Origin of the sequence: Arthrobacter sp. IK3 (assembly GCF_051337705.1) — a bacterium.
GTDB classification, from domain to species: Bacteria; Actinomycetota; Actinomycetes; order Actinomycetales; family Micrococcaceae; genus Arthrobacter_B; species Arthrobacter_B koreensis.
The window spans coordinates 101,115-121,150 of the sequence record NZ_JBPPSW010000007.1; the positions used below are offsets into that span (position 1 = coordinate 101,115).

The window sequence follows — 20,036 nt, forward strand, 5'->3', positions numbered from 1 at the left end:
AGTCAGCGTCCGGCGATTTCCGCGGCGGCGCGCTCGGGCGCGATCTCCCGGACGTCGTCGTCAATCAGCAGGCACCGCTGCGCGGTGGCCAGCAGCAGCGCCGGATCGTGGGTCACCAGCAGGACCGTGCCGCCGCCGTCGGTATAGGCCTGGATGCGTTCTCCCACCCGTTCGCGCATGGCGGGGTCCAGGCGCTGCTCCGGTTCATCGAGGATCAGCAGCGACGACGGCCGGATCAGGGCCGACGCGAGCAGCAGCCGGCGGCGCTGGCCGGAGGAGACGGAGGCGGGAACGGCGTCGGCCCGCTCCTGCAGGGCGAAGAACTCCAGTTCGGCGTCGACGGCGGCGTCCGGGTCCGGGACCGAGTGGCCGCGGGCGACCAGCTGCAGGTGCTCGCGCAGGGAGAGGGAAGGGAAGAACGCATCCTCGTCGAACAGGGCGGCGACCGAGCGACGGAACGGGATGGCGTCCTCGTTGACCGGCAGCCCGTGGACCCGCACCTCGCCGTCGAGCATCTGCTGCTTCCCGGCGATGGTGCGGGCGGCGGTGGACTTCCCGGCACCGTTGAAGCCGACGATGCCGAGGATCTCGCCTGCCTCGGCGCGTGCCGTGATCGGCCCGCACACCGGCAGGCCGCCGTAGCCTACGGACAGGTTGCAAATGTCGAGCACGGCCCCCGGGAAAGTCATGGGACTAATCTAATCGGTGCACTTAGATCCTCAGGAGCGGACCCGAGAGGCCGAATGGCCCGGGTGGAGCGGTACGCCGCGCCCGTCGTGTACGGCAAGATTTGAAACCTGTCTGCGATCGCGAGTCCCGTCCGCCGCCGCCAGTAAGTCGGTGGGCCCCCGATTAGCCGATCAGCTGCCGGCGCATGGTCTCGGCATCATGGACGGCCGACATATGCAGGAACTTGCCGTCCCGGATGGTGTAAATGGCGTACTCCTCAATGTTGATCGGCTTGCCCGACGGCGGCACGCCTAGCCATTCCTTGACGGGGGTGCCGGTGTTGGTTGCGCGGACGGCCACCACCTCGCCGTTGATCGCGATATCCAGGGTCTCCCAGTGGAAGTCCGGAACGGCGTCGGTGATGCTGTACAGCTGCGCCACTACGGCGTCCCGGGAACTGGGCTGGCTATGCAGGACAATCTCGTCGTGCACGAACTCGTCCATCCGGTCGAACTCGTGGGCGTTGAGCGCCTCCATATAGCGGGCGTAGAAGTCGCGAACGTTGAACTCAGTCATGATGTTTCCTTTCGGCGGCCCGAAGGTTCCGGGACCTGCTGTTCCGTCTGTGAAGTGCGCTCCGGGTGAGCGTCTTCGTGGATGTAACCTCGCCGCCTGTTAGTTTTATTCCGGGCGGTACAGAAGTGGTTTCGAAGCGTAGGATCAGGGTATGGCTGAGACCCCTACCGGGCCCGGGCGTCCGGCGTCCGGCCGTCCCCGGGAATTCGACCTGGACCACGCACTGGACCAGGCGCTGCTTGTGTTCTGGAAGCAGGGCTACGAAGGCTCCAGCCTCAGCGATCTGACCACCGCCATGGGCATCGGCAAGCCCAGCATGTACGCGGCGTTCGGCAACAAGCAGGAGCTCTTCCGCCGCGCGCTGGACCGCTACGCCGAGGGGCCCGGATCCTATGTCGCCCGCGCGCTGGAGCAGCCCACCGCCCGGCAGGTGGCGGAGGTGCTGCTGCGCGGAGCCGTGCAGACCACCACCGCGCCACAGGGCTTCGGCGGCTGCCTGACCGTGCAGGGAGCGCTCGCCGAAAGCCCCCAAGCGCAGCCCGCCCGCGACATCCTCGTGCCGTGGCGAAACGAGGCAATGCGCCGTCTGGCCGAGCGACTGCGCCGCGCGCTGGACGACGGCGACCTGCCGCCGGATGCGGACCCCGACCGGCTTGCCCGCTACCTGGCCACCCTGATGTTCGGCATCGCGGTCCAGGCGGCCAGTGGCTTGGACGCTGGGGAGCTCGACGACGTCGTGGATACCGCGTTGCAGAGCTGGCCCGCCTAGGGCGAACGGGCTCCAATAACGGCCCGGGCAATACAGCGATTGGATGATATGGGCGCGGCGCCACATATACCTTCCGGTAGATCCACAGGATGCTAACTAAGGGCGATAGCTAAGGTGCCGCCGGTTTTCCGGGACGGGTTGACTTGCCCGGCCGGCAAACGCTGAATGGGACGTACCGGAGCAAACCCAAGCGAGGCAGTCATGGCAGGGAAATTCGAGGTCTATCAGGACAAAGCCGGCGGATTCAGGTTCCGTCTCAAGGCAGGCAACGGCGAGGTCATCGCCTCCTCCGAAAGCTACAAGTCGAAGGCATCGGCGCTCAAGGGAGTGGAGTCCGTCCGCTCCAACGCCAACTCAAGGATCACCGACCTGACCTGACGGCCCGACGCCGCCACCCAGGTGCCGTGATGGGTAGTTCCCGCGTCCTGGCCCTCGTCGTCGCGCACCCTGACGACGACGCGTACGGGCTCGCCGGAACCGTGGCCTTGCACGAGGACGATCCCGGCTTCCGGTTTGTCCTGGTCCACGCGACCGACGGCGGCGCCGGACTGATCGATCCGGCCTATCCGCCGGTCAGCGAGGACCTCGGCAGCATCCGCCGCCGGGAAATGGACGCCGCGTGGACCGCGCACGGCCGGCCGCCGGACCGGCACGAATGGCTTGATTACGACGACGGCGCCGTGAACCGGGTCCCGTTTGCCGAGCTGGTGGAGCGCATCGGCGGAATCCTGGACCAGGAACTGCCCGACGTCGTCGCCACCTTCGGTCCGGAAGGACTCACCGCGCATCCCGACCACATTGCGGTGGGAGCCGCCACCGACGCCGCATTCACCCGGCTGCGTGCCGACGGCGGTCCGGGCCTGCAGCGGCTACTGCACGGCTGTGTCCGCCGCTCCACCTGGGAACGCTGGAACAGCGGGCGGATCCGCCGCGGGCTGAAGCCGTGGGAAGCGGGCCGGATGTATGACGTGTGCCCCGTTCCGGACGAGGAGATTGGCATCGAGGTTGATGTCAGCGCCGTGGCGGACCGGATAGTGGCCGGACTGATGCAGCACAGGACGCAGCGGCACGTGATCTCGCCCGGGGTGCCGCCGGACGCGGAAGAGGACGCCCGCTGGAACCGGATGGTCGGCGTCGAACCGCTGGTGCAGGCCTGGCCGTCCAGGCCCCCGGGGGCCCCGGTGCTGGGCGATGTGTTCGAAGGGCTCGGCTGACCGGGACGCTTCCCATCGAGATTGCAGAAACTGCTGCCTGTTTAAGGGCTCAAAAGAGCAGTTTCTGCCATCTCGAGCGCGGGCGTTTACGAAACGTCATGGATCCCGGAATTCTCCCTTTAGGGTGTGACGCAGATCGCGCAAACGTTTACGTAAACCGTTTGCGTCCACGCAGTCCACCAAGAGGAGGGGCATGGCAACGATTCGGGACGTCGCGAAACACGCCGGCGTATCTCCGGCCACCGTTTCCCGCGTGGTCAACGGCCTGGTGGGGTATTCCGAAGAGACCCGGCGCCGCGTCGAAGCGGCCGTGAGTGCGCTCAACTACGAAACCGACTTCATGGCCCGCGGCCTGAAGACGCGGCAAACCTCCGTCATCGGGCTACTCGCACCCATGGTTTCCGACGCGCTGGCCTCCGAAGTAATGCGCGGAGTCGAGGAAGCAGCGCGTGAACACGGGTACGCCGTGATGCTCGGGCGAACCGGCCTGAAATCAGTCTTCATCGACGGCTACCTGCGGACGCTCCGCACCTACCGGGCAGCCGGTGTGATCCTGATTTCGGCGGTCATCACGGACGACATGCGGCAGTCGCTCGGCCCGAACATTCCACTGATCTCCGTTGCCATCAGCGACAAGTCAGGCTCGCCCAGCGTCTCCATCGACGACGAACGGGCGGGCTACGACGCCACCCGCTACCTGCTCTCCCTCGGACACCGGCGCATCGGCCTGCTCGCCGGGGACCCGTCGTCGGTCTTTGTGGCCCACCCCCGCCAGCGCGGCTACGAGCGGGCCATGGCCGAAGCGCAGCAAACGCCCGTCATTGCGCACGGCACCTTCTTCTATGACAGCGGTGCACCCGCCCTGGACGAGCTGCTCCGGCAGGAACCGGAGCTCACCGCCGTCTTCGCCGTCAGTGACGAAATGGCCGCTGCCGCCGTCAACGAACTGCAGGAACGCGGCCGCCGCGTCCCGGAAGACGTCTCGGTGCTCGGCTTCGACAACACCTCCACGGCCCAGCATGTCCACCCGCCGCTCAGCACCGTCGCCCAGCCGCTGGAGGACATGGGCAGAACGGCCGTCGGCAAAATCCTCCGCGCCCGCAACCTCGGCCCCCGGATTGTCCCGCACTCCATCATTGCCCGCGGATCCACCGGGCCGCCCCGGGACCAGTACCAGCCCAGCACCCGAACCAGCCAAGCACCACCCGCCACTACAAGGAGCACAGCATGAGGCAACGACGCCACAGTCAACGGATTCTTCTCGGAACGGCAGTACTGACCATCTCCGCCCTCGCCGTCGCCGGCTGCGGCGGCAGCAGCGAGGAACCCGAAGCACAGCAGGACGCAGCCGCTGCGTTCGAAGGCCGGGGACCCATCAACTACGTCTCCTCCCGGGACGCCTCCGGCGCCGCCCAGGACACCATCGACAAATGGAACGCCGAACACCCCGATGAACAGGTGACGTTCATCGAGCTCCCCGATTCAGCAGACCAGCAGCGCCAGCAGCTGGTGCAGAACGCCCAGATCGAATCGGACACCTTCAGTGTGCTGAACCTGGACGTCGTCTGGACCTCCGAATTCGCGGCGAACCGCTGGATCATGCCGCTGCCCGAGGACGCACTGCCCACCGACTCAATGGTTCCCGCCGCTGTGCAGACCGCCACCTACCGGGACACTCTCTACGGCGCCCCGTATTACACGGACGGCGCCCTGCTCTACTACCGCACGGATCTGCTGCAGGCAGCCGGCATCGAGGCCCCGCCCACCACCTGGGAAGAGATGACGGCGGCATGCGAGAAGGTGCTGGCCCTACCCGAAGCGGAAGGCATGTCCTGCTACGCCGGGCAGTTCGACAAGAACGAAGCCCTGACGGTGAACTTCACCGAAGCCGTCGGATCGGCCGGCGGCGAGCTGTTCGACGACGAAGGCACCCCGACGGTGGACACCCCGGAAGCCCTGACCGGCCTCACCCAGCTCACCGACGCGTTCAACGACGGCCTTGTTCCCAGCGACGCCATCACCTACCTCGAGGAACAGGGCCGCCGCGCCTTCCAGGAAGGCGACCTGGTGTTCCTGCGCAACTGGCCGTTCGTCTACTCCTCGCTGACCGCGACGGACGGCTCCAGCGCCGTCGTGGACAAATTCGGCATCAGCGCGGTGCCCGGCATCGGGGACAACCCCGGCGTCTCCACGCTCGGCGGCCGGAACCTCGCCGTCTCGCCGTTCACCGAAAACAAGGCCACTGCCCTGGAGTTCATTCAGTTCTTCACCAGCGAGGAAGAGTCCAAGGCCCGCCTGGACAAGAGCTCACGCGCGCCGGTCTACCCCTCGCTGCTCGAGGATCCCGCCGTCGTCGAAAACCGCCCGTTCTACCCGACGCTGCTGGAATCACTGGAGAACGCGCAGGCGCGCCCCCAGGTAGTCAAGTACGGCGCCACGACGACGGCGATCCAGGAAGAAGCGTACGCAGCCCTCACCGGGGAGAAGGACCCGGAGACGGCTCTTGCCGACATGCAGGCCAAGCTCGAAGAGCTCGCCGCCGACTAGGCACGACGGCGGCCGCCGGCATGGGTGCCGGCGGCCGCCTCCGCAGCCAGAACCCAGACCCCGCCCAGTGAGGAACGCCATGAGTACCAGCACTGCTGCGCCTCCGCGCCGTCCCGACGGCCCGCCGCCCGTAAAACGCAAACCCGGAAACCGCACCGCCGGGGAAGGCAGGATGGCGGCGCTGCTGCTGTCCCCAACCCTTCTGGTGCTTGCCCTCGTCATCGCTTATCCGCTGATATCCGCCCTGTACCAGTCACTGTTCCGGGAAGAATCCGGACTCGATGAGAACGGCTTCGTCGCCGAAGGCGAAAGCTTCGTGGGGCTGGCCAACTACACCGACCTCCTCGCCGGGGAATCAGGCCAGCGGTTCCTGAACGCCTTCGCCAACACCACCTTCTTCACCTTCACCACCGTGGCGCTGGAAACCGTCCTGGGCCTGGCCCTGGCGCTCGCCATGAACCGGGCGTTCCGCGGCCGGGCAATCCTGCGCGCCAGCATCCTCATTCCCTGGGCCGTGCCCACCGCCGTCTCCGGCCTGCTCTGGCGCTGGATCTTCCAGTCGGACGGCATCGCCAACACCCTGATCGGCACCGAAATCCTCTGGACCGCCGAAGGATTCCAGGCCAAAGCCGCCGTGATCATCGCCGAAGTCTGGAAGACCGCCCCGTTCATCGGCCTGCTCGTCCTGGCCGGCATGCAGGTCATCCCTGGCGAGGTCTACGAGGCGGCCCGCATCGACGGCGCCGGCTGGTGGCGGCAGCTGGGCTCGATCACGCTCCCCTTGGTGAAACCCACGCTGCTGGTCGCCGTCCTCTTCCGGCTGCTCGATGCCCTGCGGATGTTCGACCTGCCGTTCGTACTGATAGGCCCCGGAAAACAATCCGTGGAGACCCTGTCCATGCTCGCCTGGGACGAATCAAACCAGCTGCGCTACGGCTCGGCGTCGGCATTCGCCATCATCCTGTTCCTCTACGTGGCCCTGGTGGCAATCGTCTTCGTGAAGCTGCTCGGCGCGGACGTCGCGGGCACCAAGGAGATGCGCAGCCTCCGCAAGGCGGGCCCCTCCCGGAAGGCAAAGGCACGCTCATGACACAGATACCCGTCCTCACCCGCACGGACACCCCGGACGAAGTCCCGCAGCGGGCACCGAAGAAACGCGGCTGGCAGAGCTACCTCACCTACGCCGGGCTCGCGGCGATCTTCGTGTACTGCCTGTCGCCGTTTTACTGGATGCTCGTCTCCAGCCTCCGCCGCACCTCGGACATCTTCGACAACTCCCTGATTCCGCAGCCGTTCTCCATGGAGAACTACGTCAAGGTCTTCGACGGATCCACGCTGTTCGGCAAGGCCCTGCTGAACAGCCTGATCGTCGCCGGCATCACCACCACTTTGGCCCTGGTGCTCGGCATCTTCGCTGCGTACGCCATTTCCCGGCTGAACTTCCGGTTCAAGTCCGTGATCCTGGGCCTGGTCATCGCCACGTCCATGTTCCCCGGCATCTCCGTGGTGGTGCCGCTGCTGCGCCTGTTCACGGACATAGGATGGATCAACACCTATCAGGCGATGATCGTGCCCAACCTGTCCTTTGCCATTCCCCTGGCCGTCTGGAACCTCACAACGTTTATGAAGGCGCTCCCGTTCGACCTGGAGGAAGCAGCCATGATTGACGGCTGTACCAAGTGGCAGGCGTTCCGGAAGATTCTCCTGCCGCTGGCAGCTCCCGGGGTCTTTACGACGGCGATCCTCACCTTCATCCACAGCTGGAACGAGTTCATCATCGCCCTGTCCATGATCAATGACCCGGAACTGCAGACCGCTACCGTGGCCATTTCAAAGTTCACCGGCGCCACGGAGTTCCAGGCACCCTTTGGTGAGCAGATGGCAGCGGGTGTGATTGTCACTGTTCCACTGGTGATCATGGTCCTGATCTTCCAGCGCCGCATCGTCGAGGGCCTCACCTCTGGAGGAACCAAATGACCACACCCGCAACACTCGGGCCGCGCTCCGGCTGGTGGCAGGACGCCGTCATCTACCAGGTGTACCCGCGGTCCTTCGCCGACGGCGACGGCGACGGAGTCGGCGACCTCGCCGGCCTGCAGGAACACCTGCCCTACATTGCCGCACTCGGCGTAAACGGCATCTGGATCACCCCGTTCCAGCCGTCCCCGCAGATTGACCAGGGGTACGACGTCAGCGACTACTGCGGCGTCGACCCGCTTTTCGGCACCATGGAGCAGTTCGATGACCTGCTCGACGCCGCCCACGGGCTGGGCCTGCGCATCATCCTGGACGTAGTTCCCAACCACTGCTCCTCGGAGCATCCGCTGTTCCAGGCCGCCCTGGCCGCCGGGCCGGGCTCGCCCGAGCGGGGCATGTTCCACTTCGAGGACGGGCACAACGCCGGCACTCCGCCGAACAACTGGCAAAGCGTCTTCGGCGGTGCCGCCTGGAGCCGCGCCAACCCCGGCTCCGACACGGACCGCCAGTGGTACCTGCACCTCTTCTCACCGGAGCAGCCGGACTGGAACTGGCGCAACCCGGCCGTAGGGGATTACTTCGAAGACGTGCTCCGGTTCTGGCTGGACAAGGGCGTGGACGGCCTGCGGATCGACGTCGCACACGCCCTGTTCAAAGCCGAGGGGCTGCCGGACACGGCGAGCACCGGCACCGTGGTGAACGGACTGCGCTCCAACCCTCAGGTTTCCGACCAGGAGGAAGTGCACGAGGTCTACCGCCGGTGGCGCCGCCTGACGGACGCCTACACGCCCGAGAGGATTCTGGTCGGGGAAGTGAACCTGGAACCGGACCGGGCCGCCCGCTACACCCGGCCGGATGAGATGCACCAGGCCTTCGCGTTCGCGTTCGTGAAGCTGGACTGGGACGCCGCCGCATGGGCCGCCGTCGGCACCGAACTTGAAGCTGCCCGCCGCGTCCACGGCGCCCCGCCCACCTGGGCGCTGGAGAACCACGACATCACCCGCTCCGTGACCCGGTTCGGGGGCGGGGAGCGCGGAGTTAGCCGCGCGCGTGCCGGGCTGCTCACCATCCTCGGTCTGCCCGGCGGCGCCTACATTTATCAGGGCCAGGAACTCAACCTGCCCGACGTCGAGGTGCCGCTCGGCGCCCGCGCCGACCCCATGTGGGCCCGCGGCGGAGTGTCCCGCGACGGCGCCCGCGTGCCGCTTCCCTGGACCACCGTTCCCGACGGCTCATACGGTTTTTCGCCCAGTTCCGACGCCGACCCCTGGCTGCCGGTACCAGCCTCCTGGGGGACGCACTCGGTAGAGGCGCACCGGCAGGATCCGCAGTCAACCCTGCACTTTGTCCGGGAGACGCTGAGGCTGCGCGGACAGCTGATCGAGAAGGAAATCTTCACGCCCGGCGATGCCTGCGAATGGCGCGTCGAAGAAAACGGCCTGCTGATCTGCGCGCGGGGAAACCAGGTTCTGGTTGCCGTAGCCATGGGGGATAAGCCCTGCCGGCTTCCGGCCGGGGACGTCCTGCTGGCATCAGCACCGCTGACCCCCGAGGGGCTTCTGCCGCCGGACAGCGCGGCATGGATCCTGCAGTCCTGAGGCTGCGCTTGAGACGAAGCTACGAGGAGTGCACCGGGCGGGCGTTCACCGGCGGTTCGCCGACCTCCGCGACCGTGTGCCCGGTGCACGCCATCGCGGTGACACTCGCCCGCTCGATGCTCGAGACGGTGAACCACCGGATCCCGTTCCGCAGCCTGCACCATCCCACCAGGAACCACCGGCCGCTGGTGGAAGCGAACAGGATGGGCTCGACGTCGCGCGTTGTCACCGCGCCGTCCTTGGCGGTGTAGCGGATGCGGACCACCCGCTGATCGGCCATTGCTTGTTCCAAAGCAGACCGAATGGCGCGGGAGGACGCCGGCGGGGCATTGACCCACACCCGGCTGGCCAGTTCCTCGGCCCGGGCACGGGTGCGCGGGTCCAGCACGTCCAGGATTTTCCGGACGCCGGCTGCCGCCAGGTCAGCGTAGGGAGCGTCCGACGCCGCCGAAACAGCGGCCATCAGCGCCACCGCCTGGGACGGTGAGAGGGTGACCGGCGGCAGGGACCCGCCGCTCGCCAGGCCGTAACCGCCGCCGGGTCCCGGGCGGGACCAGATGGGCGCCCCGCTGTTCTCCAAGGCGTCTAGGTCCCGCTTGACGGTGCGGACGGAGACGCCGAATTCACCGGCCAGTTTCTCGGCCGAGCAGCCCCGGCTGCCGCTGCGCCGCAGCATCTCGGACATAGCCACAAGCCGCTCGGTCCGCTTCATGCGGCAGCTCGAAAATTCATGACATAAATAGTGACACACACCTGCCCGTTCGTGGGGGGAAGGTAGGGACATGAACACACCAAAGAGCCCCATCGTCCTGATTGCCGGCCACTGGCTGGGTGCCTGGGCCTGGGATGAAGTCCTGGAACACCTTGCCGCCGGAAACGCCCAGGCAACCGCACTCACTCTCCCCGGACTCGATCCCGAGGATCCCGCCCGCACAACCCGCACTCTCGGGGAGCAGGCAGCGGCAATTACCGACGTCGTCACTCGCCTGGACGCACCGGTCACGCTGGTGGCGCACAGCGGCGCCAACTTCCCCGTCAGCCTGGTCCTGGACCAGCACCCCGAGCTGATCCGCCGGATGGTGTGGGTCGACTCCGGTCCCGTGGGCCCGGGAAGCGTCTTCCTGCCCGGCTTCCCCGAGGACGCGGAGGAACTGCCGCTGCCGGACTTCGAGTCGCTCGGCCAGCAGGCCAGCCTGGAAGGCCTGAGCGAAGAGGTCCTCGACCGCTTCCGGACCCGTGCCGTTCCGGAACCCGGTCCCGTGCTGCGCGAGCCGCTCGAACTGACCAACGACGCCCGCCGCAACGTGCCCACCACGTTGGTGTGCTGCTCGATTCCGGGGGCGCAGATGCTGGAACTGGCCCGGTCGGGGCATCCGATGTTCGCCGAAACCGCGGAGCTCACGGATGTGGAGGTCCTCGACCTGCCCACCGGGCACTGGCCCATGTGGAGCCGGCCGACTGATCTGGCGGAGGTTATTGCGGCTGCCGGCTGAGGACCTAGGAGTCCTGGCGCAGGTTGTTTCCCGAAGTCTCGCCGCCGTCAATGGCAATGGCAGCCCCGGACACATACCGGGATTCATCCGACGCCAGGTAGAGCACCAGGGAACTGATTTCCTCCACCTGCGCGGCCCGCCCGGCTGGAATCTGGCCGTATCCGCGCTGGAGTCCAGCCGTCAGCGGGGTTTCCACCGAGCCGGGATGGATCGAGTTTACCCGGATACCGTCCGCCCCGAAGTCCAGGGCGGACGTCTTGGTGAGGCCCTGAATGCCCCACTTCGCGGCAGCATAGGCGGCACGGTTCTTGAAGCCCACAAGGCCGGCGATGGAGGAAACGTTGATGATGGAGGAGGTTTCGTTCCGGCGCAGTTCGGGGACTGCGGCCTTCATGCCCAGGAACGCTCCGGTGAGGTCAATGTCGATGGTCCGGCGCCAGTCATCGACGCTGGCTTCCACGGCGTTTCCCGGCGTGTAGATGCCCGCATTGTTCACCAGGACGTTCAGCCGGCCGAAGTGCTGAAGCGCTGCTGCCACGGCGGCCTTCCAGCTTTCGAGGCTGGTTACGTCCAGCCGGACAAAGCCGGCAGCCGTCCTGCCGCACGCTGAGTTGATCTCAGCGGCAAGTTCCCTGCCCGCGTCCTCCTGCAGGTCGGCAATCATGACGCATCCGCCGTTGGCCGCCAGCACTCTTGCATGCGATGCACCCATTCCCTGTGCGGCACCTGAAATCAGTGCGACGACGCCGGCAGCGCGGCCCGCTGCATCTGGTGTTCCGGCGGTCTGAAGGGCGCGGACCGTGGGGGAAGAGGGAGTCTGGATCATGAACGGCAACGTTACGAGCCCCCGGCAGGCGCATGGGGTGGTCGTTCCGTTGAACGGTATGGTTTAGCTCACACGGCGAAAGGCGCGGCAATGGCTAACCCACAGTCCGGCGAATCAGTCATCAACAGGGCGGTCCGCCTGCTGGCCGCGTTTACCGATGAAGAACCCGCGCTGAAGCTCCGTGAGCTGGCACGGGCCGTGGATCTGCCCGTATCCACGGTCCACCGCCTCGTCGCTGAGCTGGAACTGGAAGGGCTCCTGGAGCGCGACGGCGGCGGGCGCCTCCGGCACGGACTGCGCCTGTGGGAGCTCGCCAGCAGGGGGTCGCGGGCGGTGAACCTCCGGGAGGCGGCGCTGCCGGTCATGGAGGACCTGCTGTCCCAGTCAGGCAACCACGTTTCCCTGGGAGTCCTGGAGGGCACGGATGTTCTCTACATCGAGCGGCTGGCGGCCAATGACTCGACCGTGAACATCACCCGGGTAGCCGGACGCCTGCCGATCCATGGCTGCTCGGCAGGCCTGGTCTTCATGGCGCATGCGCCGGATGAGGAGCAGGATAAGTTCCTGCGCCGCCGGCTGGAGAAGCTCACCGCCTCCACCATGACGGACCCCGCCGAGCTGCGGGCGCTGCTCTCTGCTGTTCGCCAGTCCGGCTACTGTTCCATGGCCGGGATCATCGTCGAAGAGTCCAGCGGTATTTCCGTTCCCGTGTTTGCCGAGCGGAACCAGGTGGTGGCCGCGCTGAGCATGATTGTTCCCGTAGGTCAGGAGAGCCTCCCGGCGATAGTGCCGCAGCTGAAAATGGCATCCCGCGCCATCACCCGGCGTCTGGGCTACCTCCCAGCGTCGCCCGGAATGCAGCGCCGCAGTGCGCCGGCGCTGGCCTGATCCGTTCAACGGAGCAGGGGGTTCGAATCAACGGAACACCCTCCCCGATGGGGATGTGACGGCTGTCACGCTGAGGTGGAGAGATCATCTGCTTCACCCATCGAAAGGCCCCTTTTATGCGCATGCTCAACGGAGAGAACGCAGGACGCTACGATGTCGTCGTCGTGGGGTCCGGTGCGGCGGCGCTCACGGCCGCTGCAACGGCTGCCGCCGGCGGCCGGTCAGTCCTGGTCCTGGAGAAAAGCACACTCCTGGGCGGCACCTCGGCAGTCTCAGGCGGGATGCTCTGGATTGTCGACAACCACTACGCACGCTCCGCCGGGCTCCGCGATTCCAAGGCCGAGGGCAGGCAGTACGTGGAAGCCGTAGCCCGCGGGCGGGGACGGGCCGAGCTTCTTGACGCTGCGCTGGACCACGGCGACACCATGCTCCGTTTCGCGGAGGACGAGCTGGGGGTCCGGTTTATTTTCTTGGATAAGTTCCCGGACTACCGGCAGGACCTCCCCGGTGCAGTCGCCGGCGGACGCACGGTTGAACCGGCCCTCTTCAACTACCGCGAGGCGCTGGGCCCGCTGGCCGAACACGTCCGCACGGACGGCCGCCATCCCTACACCATGCAGGAGTATGAGGACTGGGGCGCATTCACCGCCTTCCCCTGGGATGAACTGGCCGCCCGCCAAGCAGGCGGGCTGGCGGCGAAGGGCCACGCCCTCGTGGCCATGCTGATCTCTGCCTGCCTGCGCAGCGGAGTGCAGTTCGCCGTCGAAGCACGGGCGGCGAAGCTGATGGACGCAAATGGCAGGGTCGCCGGCGTGCAGCTGGAAGACGGCACGGAAATAACGGCCGACGTCGGGGTGATGCTGGGTGCCGGAGGATTCGAGTGGGACCGCCCGCTGGCGGATTCAATGCTGGCCTGTTCGGTACGCCTGATGTGTTCCCCGCCGTCGAATACCGGAGACGGGCTGAGGATGGGCCAGCGTATTGGTGCCATGACTAGGGGCACCCGCGAAGCCTGGTGGGCGCCGATGTCCTATACCGGCGGCAGCAGGGACGGACAGCGGATTGGGTCCCTCCTCCGGTTTGAACGGCAGGGACCTGGATCCATCATGGTGAACCGCCACGGCCGGCGGTTCGCCAACGAGGCGCAGAACTACAACGACTTGGCGCGGACCCTGCATTCATGGGACTCGGCTCGGAACCAGCCGCTCAATACGCCGGTGCACGTGGTCTTCGACCAGTCATACCTTGAACGCTACGGAATCCTGGATCACCGTGCAGGCAAGCCAACTCCCGAGTGGCTTATCGAGGCCCCGACGCTCGGAGGGCTGGCAGCGAAGATTGGTGTGCCGGGACAAGCACTTGAATCCACCGTGGAACGGTTCAACTACCATGCCGTAACCGGTACCGACCCGGACTTTGGCCGCGGCACGTCCGAATATGACCGCTATTGGGGTGACTCGGCGAACGCCTGGCCCAATCCTTCCCTCGGGCCGCTGCAGTACGGACCCTATTACGCGCTGGAAGTAGTCAATGGTGCCTTCGGTACCTGCGGAGGACTCGCCACGGACGGTGAGGCCCGAGTGCTTGACGTCGACGGGCAGCCGATTGAAGGGCTTTACGCCGCCGGGAATACCACGGAAAGCCCCTATGCCGCCGGGTACCCGGGAGCCGGCGCCACGCTCGGCCCGCTCATGACCATGGCCTACCTGGCGGGCCGCAGACTCGCGGGACAGCCGGCGGCATATGCCCCGCAGGAAGCAGTCAGCGCGTGATCCGGCACGTGGTTCTGTTCCGCTGGGAGGACACGTTCACCCCCGCCGTCCGGGACCGCTGGGTCCAGGGACTTGAAGCTATGCGGGGAAACATCCCGGGCATGCTGTCCCTCGTCCACGGGCCGGACATCCTGCACACAGCGCGTTCCTGGGACCACGTCATCATCGCCGATTTCAACACCGCGGAGGACCTCGCGGTGTACAACACCCACCCGCTCCATGAAGCGATCAAGCCGCTCTCGCTGCCCAATGTGCGGGAACTGGCCTATGTGGATATTGAACTGGACAACGCAGTCCCAGGCACAGACGCAAAGGACAACACATGAGCGTTCCCCTTCCCAACACCCAGCATGTTCCCGGTTCACCGCACGGGAGCTCCACCCCCACGGCGGACGGTGCAGGCACCGAAGCTCCAAGGACTCCGCGCAAGGCGGCCCTTGCCTCGTTCCTGGGCTCCACGCTCGAGTACTACGACTTCTTCATCTACGGCACGGCGGCAGCGCTCGTGTTCCCGCAGCTGTTTTTCCCCACCGATACCAGTCCCGCAGTGGCCACGATCGCGGCCTTCGCAACCTTCGGCGTCGCCTACATCGCGCGCCCCCTCGGGGGCATGGTCATGGGCCACTTCGGAGACCGGATCGGGCGCAAGAACGTCCTCCTTTTCACGCTGCTGCTCATGGGCGGGGCTTCCCTGGCCATTGGGCTGCTGCCTACCTACGAACAGATAGGCATCTGGGCCACCGTGCTGCTGGTCCTGGGACGGCTGGCGCAGGGATTCTCGGCCGGAGCCGAGTCCGCCGGGGCTTCCTCGCTCACCATCGAGCACTCACCGGAAGGGCGGCGCGGTTTCTTCACGTCCTTCGTCATGACCGGTTATGCCTCCGGAATGGTGCTCTCCACCCTGGTCTTCATCCCCATTGCCGCCCTGCCGGAAGAGGACCTGATGACCTGGGGCTGGCGGATACCGTTCCTGCTCTCGGTGCTCGTGCTCGCGCTTGCCTTCTGGGTCCGGACCAAACTGGATGAAACCCCCGTCTTCAAGGAAGAAGTGGCCGGCAACGGCGAGGTGAAGAAACTTCCGGCACGCGAGGTCCTGAAATACCAGGGTGCCGACGTGCTCCGGGTCCTGCTGATGTCCGTCTTCTCCGTCATGCAGACCATCTTCACGGTTTTCGGACTCTCCTATGCCACCGGGCAGGGAGGCTTCGAACGCACGTCGATCCTCACCATCAACGCCGTTGCCATCGGCTTGTCCATGGCCGCGATGCCGCTGGCCGGCATGCTCTCGGACAGGGTGGGCAGGCGCCCGCTGATGCTCACCGCCATGCTGGGCTGCTCCGGATGCATCTTCCTGTACTTCCTGGCCCTGGGAACCGGCAGCATCTGGTTCGTCTTCGCGGTTTCCGTCCTGTTCATGACCGTCCTGTATTCGGGCTTCAACGGGGTCTGGACGTCATTCTTCGGTGAACTCTTCGCCGCCCCGGTCCGCTACTCCGGAATGGCGATGGGCAACCAGCTTGGCCTGGTCATCGCCGGCTTCGGCCCCATGATCGGCGGCCTGCTGCTGGCTGAAGGGACCTTTGGTTGGATACCCGTTGCCGTCTTCGGGTGCATCTGTGCCCTGGCCGCGGCCGGAGCAGTCATCAGCTCGCGGGAAACCGCGCATACCCCCATCAGCGAGCTGGGGGAGCCCTACCTCAGGGCCGTAGACCGGCCCTGAAACAACCACGAACCGAGTTCACGCATCATCCAAGGGCGCCCCGCCCGGTGTGCCCTCAGCAAGGAGATTTACATGAGCACCACACACGCTGCTTCGGCAGGCCCCGCCGCCGGAACCTCTGAATGCGACGTCCTCGTAGTGGGTTCCGGCGCGGCGGGAATGGCCGCAGCAATCAAGGCGGCGCACCAGGGGCTGCGCGTGATCGTGGCAGAGAAGTCCCCGCACTTTGGCGGCACGACGGCGCTTTCGGCCGGCTGGGCATGGGTGCCCGGCAACCCGAGGGGTGCCGCCGCCAGCGGAGACAGCCGCGAGGACATTGAGCGCTACCTGCGGGCACTGGCCCCGAATACCTACAACAAAGCCGGAGTGGCAGGCTTCCTGGACACCGTGGCAGAAGCGATCAGCTTCTTTGAGCAGTCCACGGAAGTGGTCTTCAGCTATCCCGAGAAAGCGCCGGACTACCAGATGGATCTGCCCGGTGCGAAGCTGGGCGGCCGAGCCATTCTTCCTGCGGACGCCGATGCAAGGATGCTGGGTAGCCGGCGGCGGGAACTCCAGCCGTACCTGAGTTCCTACACCGTCTTCGGATATATGCCGCAGGTGGGTCCGGACCTCAGCCAGTTCCTCCATGCCAACCAATCGGTGAAGTCCTTCACGTACGTGGCGGCGAAGCTGCTGAAGACGTGGACGGACATTGTCCTGTTCCGCCAGCCCCTCAAACGGACCAACGGTTCGGCACTCATGACCCGCATGGTGCGCTCCGCCCTGGATGCCGGCGTGCAGATTTGGACGAATGCACCCGTCAGGAGCCTCACCATGGACGGCTCCGGACGGGTCACCGGCGCAGAACTGGGCGGCAAGCACGCCGGCCCCGTTTCGGCGCGGCTGGGCGTGATTCTTGCCGGGGGCGGCTTCTCCGGAGACCGGGAATTCAGGACGCGGTATTTTCCCCACGACCGGACCGGAGATGAACATTTCACTCCCACCCAGGGCCACGACGGATCAAGTGCGCGCATGGCGCTCGCCGCCGGCGGAAGCATCAACGCCGCCGTTTCATCCGTAGGCTCATGGGCTCCGGTCACGGTATTCACATACCTCCGAACCGGTGCGCAGCGGCTGTTTCCGCACCTGCGGCAGATCGGACTGCCGGGAATGATCACCGTGGACAGGCACGGCCGGCGGTTCGGCAACGAAGCGCTGAGCTACCACGATTTCGGCGGCGCGATGATCAGGCATCACGAGGCGGAGGAGGACACCTACGCGTGGGTGGTGGGCGACGCAAAACTCATGCACAAGTACGGAATAGGCTTCGCCAAACCGTGGCCCATACCCCGGCTCTCCTATTACCGGACGGGTTTCCTGCACAGGGGGCGCACCGTGGAAGCCCTTGCGGAGAAGATCGGCGTAGACCCGGACGGCCTTCGGGAGACGATCGCGCAGTTCAACCAGGATGCGAGGAAGGGAGAGGACACCCGGTTTGGCCGTGGGTCCACCGCCTACAACCATTTCCGGGGCGACCCCGAGCACAAACCCAACCCCAACCTGGCACCCCTGGACAAGGGACCGTATTACGCCGTGAAGGTCCACATGGGTGACCTGGGAACCTTCGCCGGTATCGACGTCGACTCCCGCTCAGCCGTGATCCGCCCGGACGGAACGCGCGTTCCAGGTCTCTTTGCCGTAGGCGCCTCGGCGGTCTCGGTCTTTGGCGGCGGGTACCCGGGCTACGGCTCCCACATTGGCCCTGCCCTGGTCTTCGGCTACCGGATGGGACGGGACATAGCAGCGCTCGCTGAGGACCGCGAGGGCGCCGGTCAGGCAGCGGGGTCGGACCGGTTGCCGTCATGACCGAGGCGGGTGCCGGAGGTCTGACAGGACGGACCGCCGTCGTGACCGGCGGTGCGGGCGGCATCGGTGAAGCGACCGCCCGGATGCTGGCCCGGCGGGGTGCCCGCGTGGTCATCGGCGACATCGACCCCCGGGCGGAGGATGTGGCGGAGAGCATTGCTGACGACGGCGGGTGTGCCGCGTTTGTCCGCACCGACGTGACCAGCGAAGAGTCAGTGACGGCACTAATGCGCAGCGCTGCGGAAAGCGGCACCCTGGACATCCTGGTTGCCAACGCCGGCGTACCAGAGACCAAAGCGCCGCTGCAGGACCTGGATATGGAGCATTGGCAGAGGGTGCTCAATATCAACCTCACAGGTGCTGCCCTGTGCATGAAGCAGGCGCTGCGGCTCATGGACCCGCAGAAGCCGGGCGCGGTTGTTGCCGTCTCGTCCATCCTTGGCCTGGTGGGCCAGGCCGGCTCGGCTCCCTATTCGGCGTCGAAGGCCGGGCTGGCCAACCTGGTCCGGTCCGCGGCCCTGGGGTATGCGGCCACCGGAATCCGTATCAATGCCGTGGCGCCGGGGTACGTGCAGACCCCGCTCCTGGACGGGCTGGCGGAATCCGTACGTTCCCAGATGCTGGCGCGGCAGCCCATGGGGCGGCTCGGAACACCGGAAGAGGTGGCCGCGGTAATTTGCTTCCTCGCGTCGGATGCGGCCAGCCTCGTCACCGGAGCCGTCTGGTCCGTGGACGGCGGCTACACCGCGCAGTAGGCGCCGCCGGCTGAGACGGCCGTTCAGCTCCCCGGCGCCGCAGGGCCGGTGGGCCAGCGGAGCAGGGCAGCAACATCGATGCCGTGCGGGAGGACGCCGTCGGGCACCAGCAGCAGACTGGCATCGGTCAGGGCAGCTGCCCGGATCAGCGCTGCCGGAGCGGGAACCTGCCCCAGGACCTCAGCACCGAGGGACTGCTCCGGAGCGCTGGCCACCCAGGGTTCGGCTCCCAGGGCCAGCAGCTGGTGGTCCGCCAGTGCTTTGTCATTGAGGATCAGGAGGTCCACCTGGGCCTGCTGCAGGGCCGTAAGCACCCCGCCTAAACCGGTCGCGGACTCCGGGTTGGCCTGCCCCTGCTGCTGGGCCAGGCGATCCATAATCTGTTCCTGTTCCGCGGCCCACAGCAGGGCAATCCGTTCCTGGACCTTGTCCTCGAACGCCCTGCGTCCGGCCCCGGACTCCGGCATGTGGGAATCGATCATGCTGACCAGCGGCTTGTGGGCTTCGGCGAGCTGGTCCCGCACCAGTCCCCGCGCGCGGACGTCGCCGGCCAGCACGATCAGCCTGGCTCCGCTGCTGTCTACAATCCGGTCGATCTGCTCCGCGACCTGGTCCGCGTTGCGCCGCCAGACCTGCTCGGTCTGCCGCTGGAACTTGTCCTGTGACCAGCCGCCGGCGGGGAGCTTGGTGATGTCTTCCTTCTCGCCCTCCACATCCTCGACGGAGGACTCTTCGCGGCCGACAAAGAGCAGGCGGATCTCAGCGTCCTCCCGAGAGACTTCCGCAACAATGTAGGGCAGCTCCTCGGGGCGGTGCTTGAGCAGCGGCAGCAGATCGGGAACGGGATCCACCGAGACGCGCTCCGGCACCACCAGCTCTCCGGGCAGGAGTTCGTTCAAGGCCACCGTGCCCTGCTGGACCAGGAGGTAACGGGAGACGGGGGAAGGAATTCCCTCGGCGGGCAGCACCGCGGTTTCCGCGGCTTCCTGGTCCTCCGGTGGTGCGCCCTGCTGGGCCAGCGACCTCCGGACATCCACAGGGCGGACCTCTGCGGCTTCCAGGCTGTCCACGTTCCCTGCGGAAGCGTCGATGTAGGCGACGCACCAGGGGCCGCTGCGCCGGTACAGGTCAGCAAATTCGTGGAGTTTACGGGTCATGACGATCTCCTTCCGCAGGGCCTGGGGCCCCACAGCGAATCAATCCCTGCTTCACGCTAGCACCGGCATCGGCGGCATTTATAGGTGCGGCGCAGCTGCGGCCCGGCTTCCGGCGGACTCTTTTCGGGGGTCCATGACTGCCGGCACCTCACGGCCCCGAAACCAGAGCGGGCCGGCACCCGGGCTAACCCCGGATGCCGGCCCGCGCCGTCGTAGTTCCGCTGAAC

The 20,036-nt window shown here is 66.6% G+C and carries 20 protein-coding genes; 15 read left to right on the forward strand and 5 right to left on the reverse strand.

Annotated elements, in window-relative coordinates; translation table 11 throughout:
• Positions 1-2: 2 nt before the first annotated feature.
• Together ACSLGO_RS10835 and ACSLGO_RS10840 are read right to left on the reverse strand one after the other, a co-directional pair.
• Entirely contained in the window at positions 3-689 is a 687-nt protein-coding gene (locus tag ACSLGO_RS10835; protein ID WP_436401090.1) for an ABC transporter ATP-binding protein, read from the reverse strand.
• Positions 690-852: 163 nt separating this feature from the next.
• Positions 853-1,245 (reverse strand): ester cyclase, encoded by a 393-nt coding sequence (locus tag ACSLGO_RS10840; protein WP_436401091.1) that lies wholly within the window; start codon positions 1,243-1,245, stop codon positions 853-855.
• Positions 1,246-1,396: 151 nt separating this feature from the next.
• Here ACSLGO_RS10840 and ACSLGO_RS10845 point away from each other — a divergent pair, with 151 nt between their 5' ends.
• The 8 genes from ACSLGO_RS10845 (at position 1,397) to ACSLGO_RS10880 (ending at position 9,350) form a co-directional block, all read left to right on the forward strand.
• Entirely contained in the window at positions 1,397-2,014 is a 618-nt protein-coding gene (locus ACSLGO_RS10845) for a TetR/AcrR family transcriptional regulator (protein ID WP_436401092.1), read from the forward strand.
• A 201-nt stretch (positions 2,015-2,215) separates the two neighbouring features.
• Entirely contained in the window at positions 2,216-2,392 is a 177-nt protein-coding gene (locus ACSLGO_RS10850; protein WP_263127807.1) for a YegP family protein, read from the forward strand.
• A gap of 29 nt (positions 2,393-2,421) precedes the next feature.
• Complete coding sequence (locus ACSLGO_RS10855) at positions 2,422-3,228, forward strand: PIG-L deacetylase family protein (RefSeq protein ID WP_436401093.1); 807 nt, start codon at positions 2,422-2,424, stop codon at positions 3,226-3,228.
• A 193-nt stretch (positions 3,229-3,421) separates the two neighbouring features.
• Positions 3,422-4,459 (forward strand): LacI family DNA-binding transcriptional regulator, encoded by a 1,038-nt coding sequence (locus tag ACSLGO_RS10860; protein ID WP_436401094.1) that lies wholly within the window; start codon positions 3,422-3,424, stop codon positions 4,457-4,459.
• Positions 4,456-5,775, forward strand: coding sequence for an ABC transporter substrate-binding protein (locus ACSLGO_RS10865; RefSeq protein WP_436401095.1), 1,320 nt, complete (start codon positions 4,456-4,458; stop codon positions 5,773-5,775). Before ACSLGO_RS10860 ends, ACSLGO_RS10865 begins: the two co-directional genes overlap by 4 nt.
• 79 nt (positions 5,776-5,854) lie before the next feature.
• Positions 5,855-6,865, forward strand: coding sequence for a carbohydrate ABC transporter permease (locus ACSLGO_RS10870; protein WP_436401096.1), 1,011 nt, complete (start codon positions 5,855-5,857; stop codon positions 6,863-6,865).
• Positions 6,862-7,752, forward strand: a complete 891-nt coding sequence (locus ACSLGO_RS10875) for a carbohydrate ABC transporter permease (RefSeq protein ID WP_436401097.1) — start codon at positions 6,862-6,864, stop codon at positions 7,750-7,752. The genes ACSLGO_RS10870 and ACSLGO_RS10875 overlap by 4 nt, the downstream gene beginning before the upstream one ends.
• Entirely contained in the window at positions 7,749-9,350 is a 1,602-nt protein-coding gene (locus ACSLGO_RS10880; RefSeq protein WP_436401098.1) for an alpha-amylase family glycosyl hydrolase, read from the forward strand. The genes ACSLGO_RS10875 and ACSLGO_RS10880 overlap by 4 nt, the downstream gene beginning before the upstream one ends.
• Before the next feature lie 19 nt (positions 9,351-9,369).
• Here the strand turns inward: ACSLGO_RS10880 and ACSLGO_RS10885 are convergent, their stop codons facing one another.
• The gene (locus tag ACSLGO_RS10885) at positions 9,370-10,062 is read right to left on the reverse strand and encodes a helix-turn-helix transcriptional regulator (RefSeq protein ID WP_436401099.1); all 693 of its coding nucleotides are present in this window, start codon (positions 10,060-10,062) and stop codon (positions 9,370-9,372) included.
• A 70-nt stretch (positions 10,063-10,132) separates the two neighbouring features.
• On the opposite strand from ACSLGO_RS10885, the gene ACSLGO_RS10890 reads away from it, so the two are divergent.
• The gene (locus ACSLGO_RS10890) at positions 10,133-10,843 is read left to right on the forward strand and encodes an alpha/beta fold hydrolase (RefSeq protein WP_436401100.1); all 711 of its coding nucleotides are present in this window, start codon (positions 10,133-10,135) and stop codon (positions 10,841-10,843) included.
• Between the two features lie 4 nt (positions 10,844-10,847).
• On the opposite strand, the gene ACSLGO_RS10895 is transcribed toward ACSLGO_RS10890, so the two are convergent.
• Positions 10,848-11,669 (reverse strand): SDR family oxidoreductase, encoded by an 822-nt coding sequence (locus ACSLGO_RS10895; RefSeq protein ID WP_436401101.1) that lies wholly within the window; start codon positions 11,667-11,669, stop codon positions 10,848-10,850.
• 90 nt (positions 11,670-11,759) lie between these two features.
• Here ACSLGO_RS10895 and ACSLGO_RS10900 point away from each other — a divergent pair, with 90 nt between their 5' ends.
• From ACSLGO_RS10900 to ACSLGO_RS10925, 6 genes are all read left to right on the forward strand, one after another.
• Positions 11,760-12,557 (forward strand): IclR family transcriptional regulator, encoded by a 798-nt coding sequence (locus ACSLGO_RS10900; protein ID WP_436401102.1) that lies wholly within the window; start codon positions 11,760-11,762, stop codon positions 12,555-12,557.
• A 116-nt stretch (positions 12,558-12,673) separates the two neighbouring features.
• Positions 12,674-14,329 (forward strand): FAD-dependent oxidoreductase, encoded by a 1,656-nt coding sequence (locus tag ACSLGO_RS10905; RefSeq protein WP_436401103.1) that lies wholly within the window; start codon positions 12,674-12,676, stop codon positions 14,327-14,329.
• The gene (locus ACSLGO_RS10910; protein WP_325786314.1) at positions 14,326-14,655 is read left to right on the forward strand and encodes a Dabb family protein; all 330 of its coding nucleotides are present in this window, start codon (positions 14,326-14,328) and stop codon (positions 14,653-14,655) included. The genes ACSLGO_RS10905 and ACSLGO_RS10910 overlap by 4 nt, the downstream gene beginning before the upstream one ends.
• On the forward strand, positions 14,652-16,049 hold the full coding sequence (locus ACSLGO_RS10915) for an MFS transporter (protein WP_419242346.1): 1,398 nt from the start codon (positions 14,652-14,654) through the stop codon (positions 16,047-16,049). Before ACSLGO_RS10910 ends, ACSLGO_RS10915 begins: the two co-directional genes overlap by 4 nt.
• A gap of 72 nt (positions 16,050-16,121) precedes the next feature.
• A complete protein-coding gene (locus ACSLGO_RS10920; RefSeq protein ID WP_436401104.1) occupies positions 16,122-17,897 on the forward strand; it encodes an FAD-dependent oxidoreductase in 1,776 nt (591 codons plus the stop codon).
• Entirely contained in the window at positions 17,894-18,652 is a 759-nt protein-coding gene (locus tag ACSLGO_RS10925; RefSeq protein WP_387003667.1) for an SDR family NAD(P)-dependent oxidoreductase, read from the forward strand. The genes ACSLGO_RS10920 and ACSLGO_RS10925 overlap by 4 nt, the downstream gene beginning before the upstream one ends.
• Positions 18,653-18,675: 23 nt before the next feature.
• Here ACSLGO_RS10925 and ACSLGO_RS10930 read toward each other — a convergent pair whose 3' ends face one another.
• Entirely contained in the window at positions 18,676-19,809 is a 1,134-nt protein-coding gene (locus tag ACSLGO_RS10930; RefSeq protein WP_325786318.1) for a baeRF2 domain-containing protein, read from the reverse strand.
• Positions 19,810-20,036 lie beyond the last annotated feature (227 nt).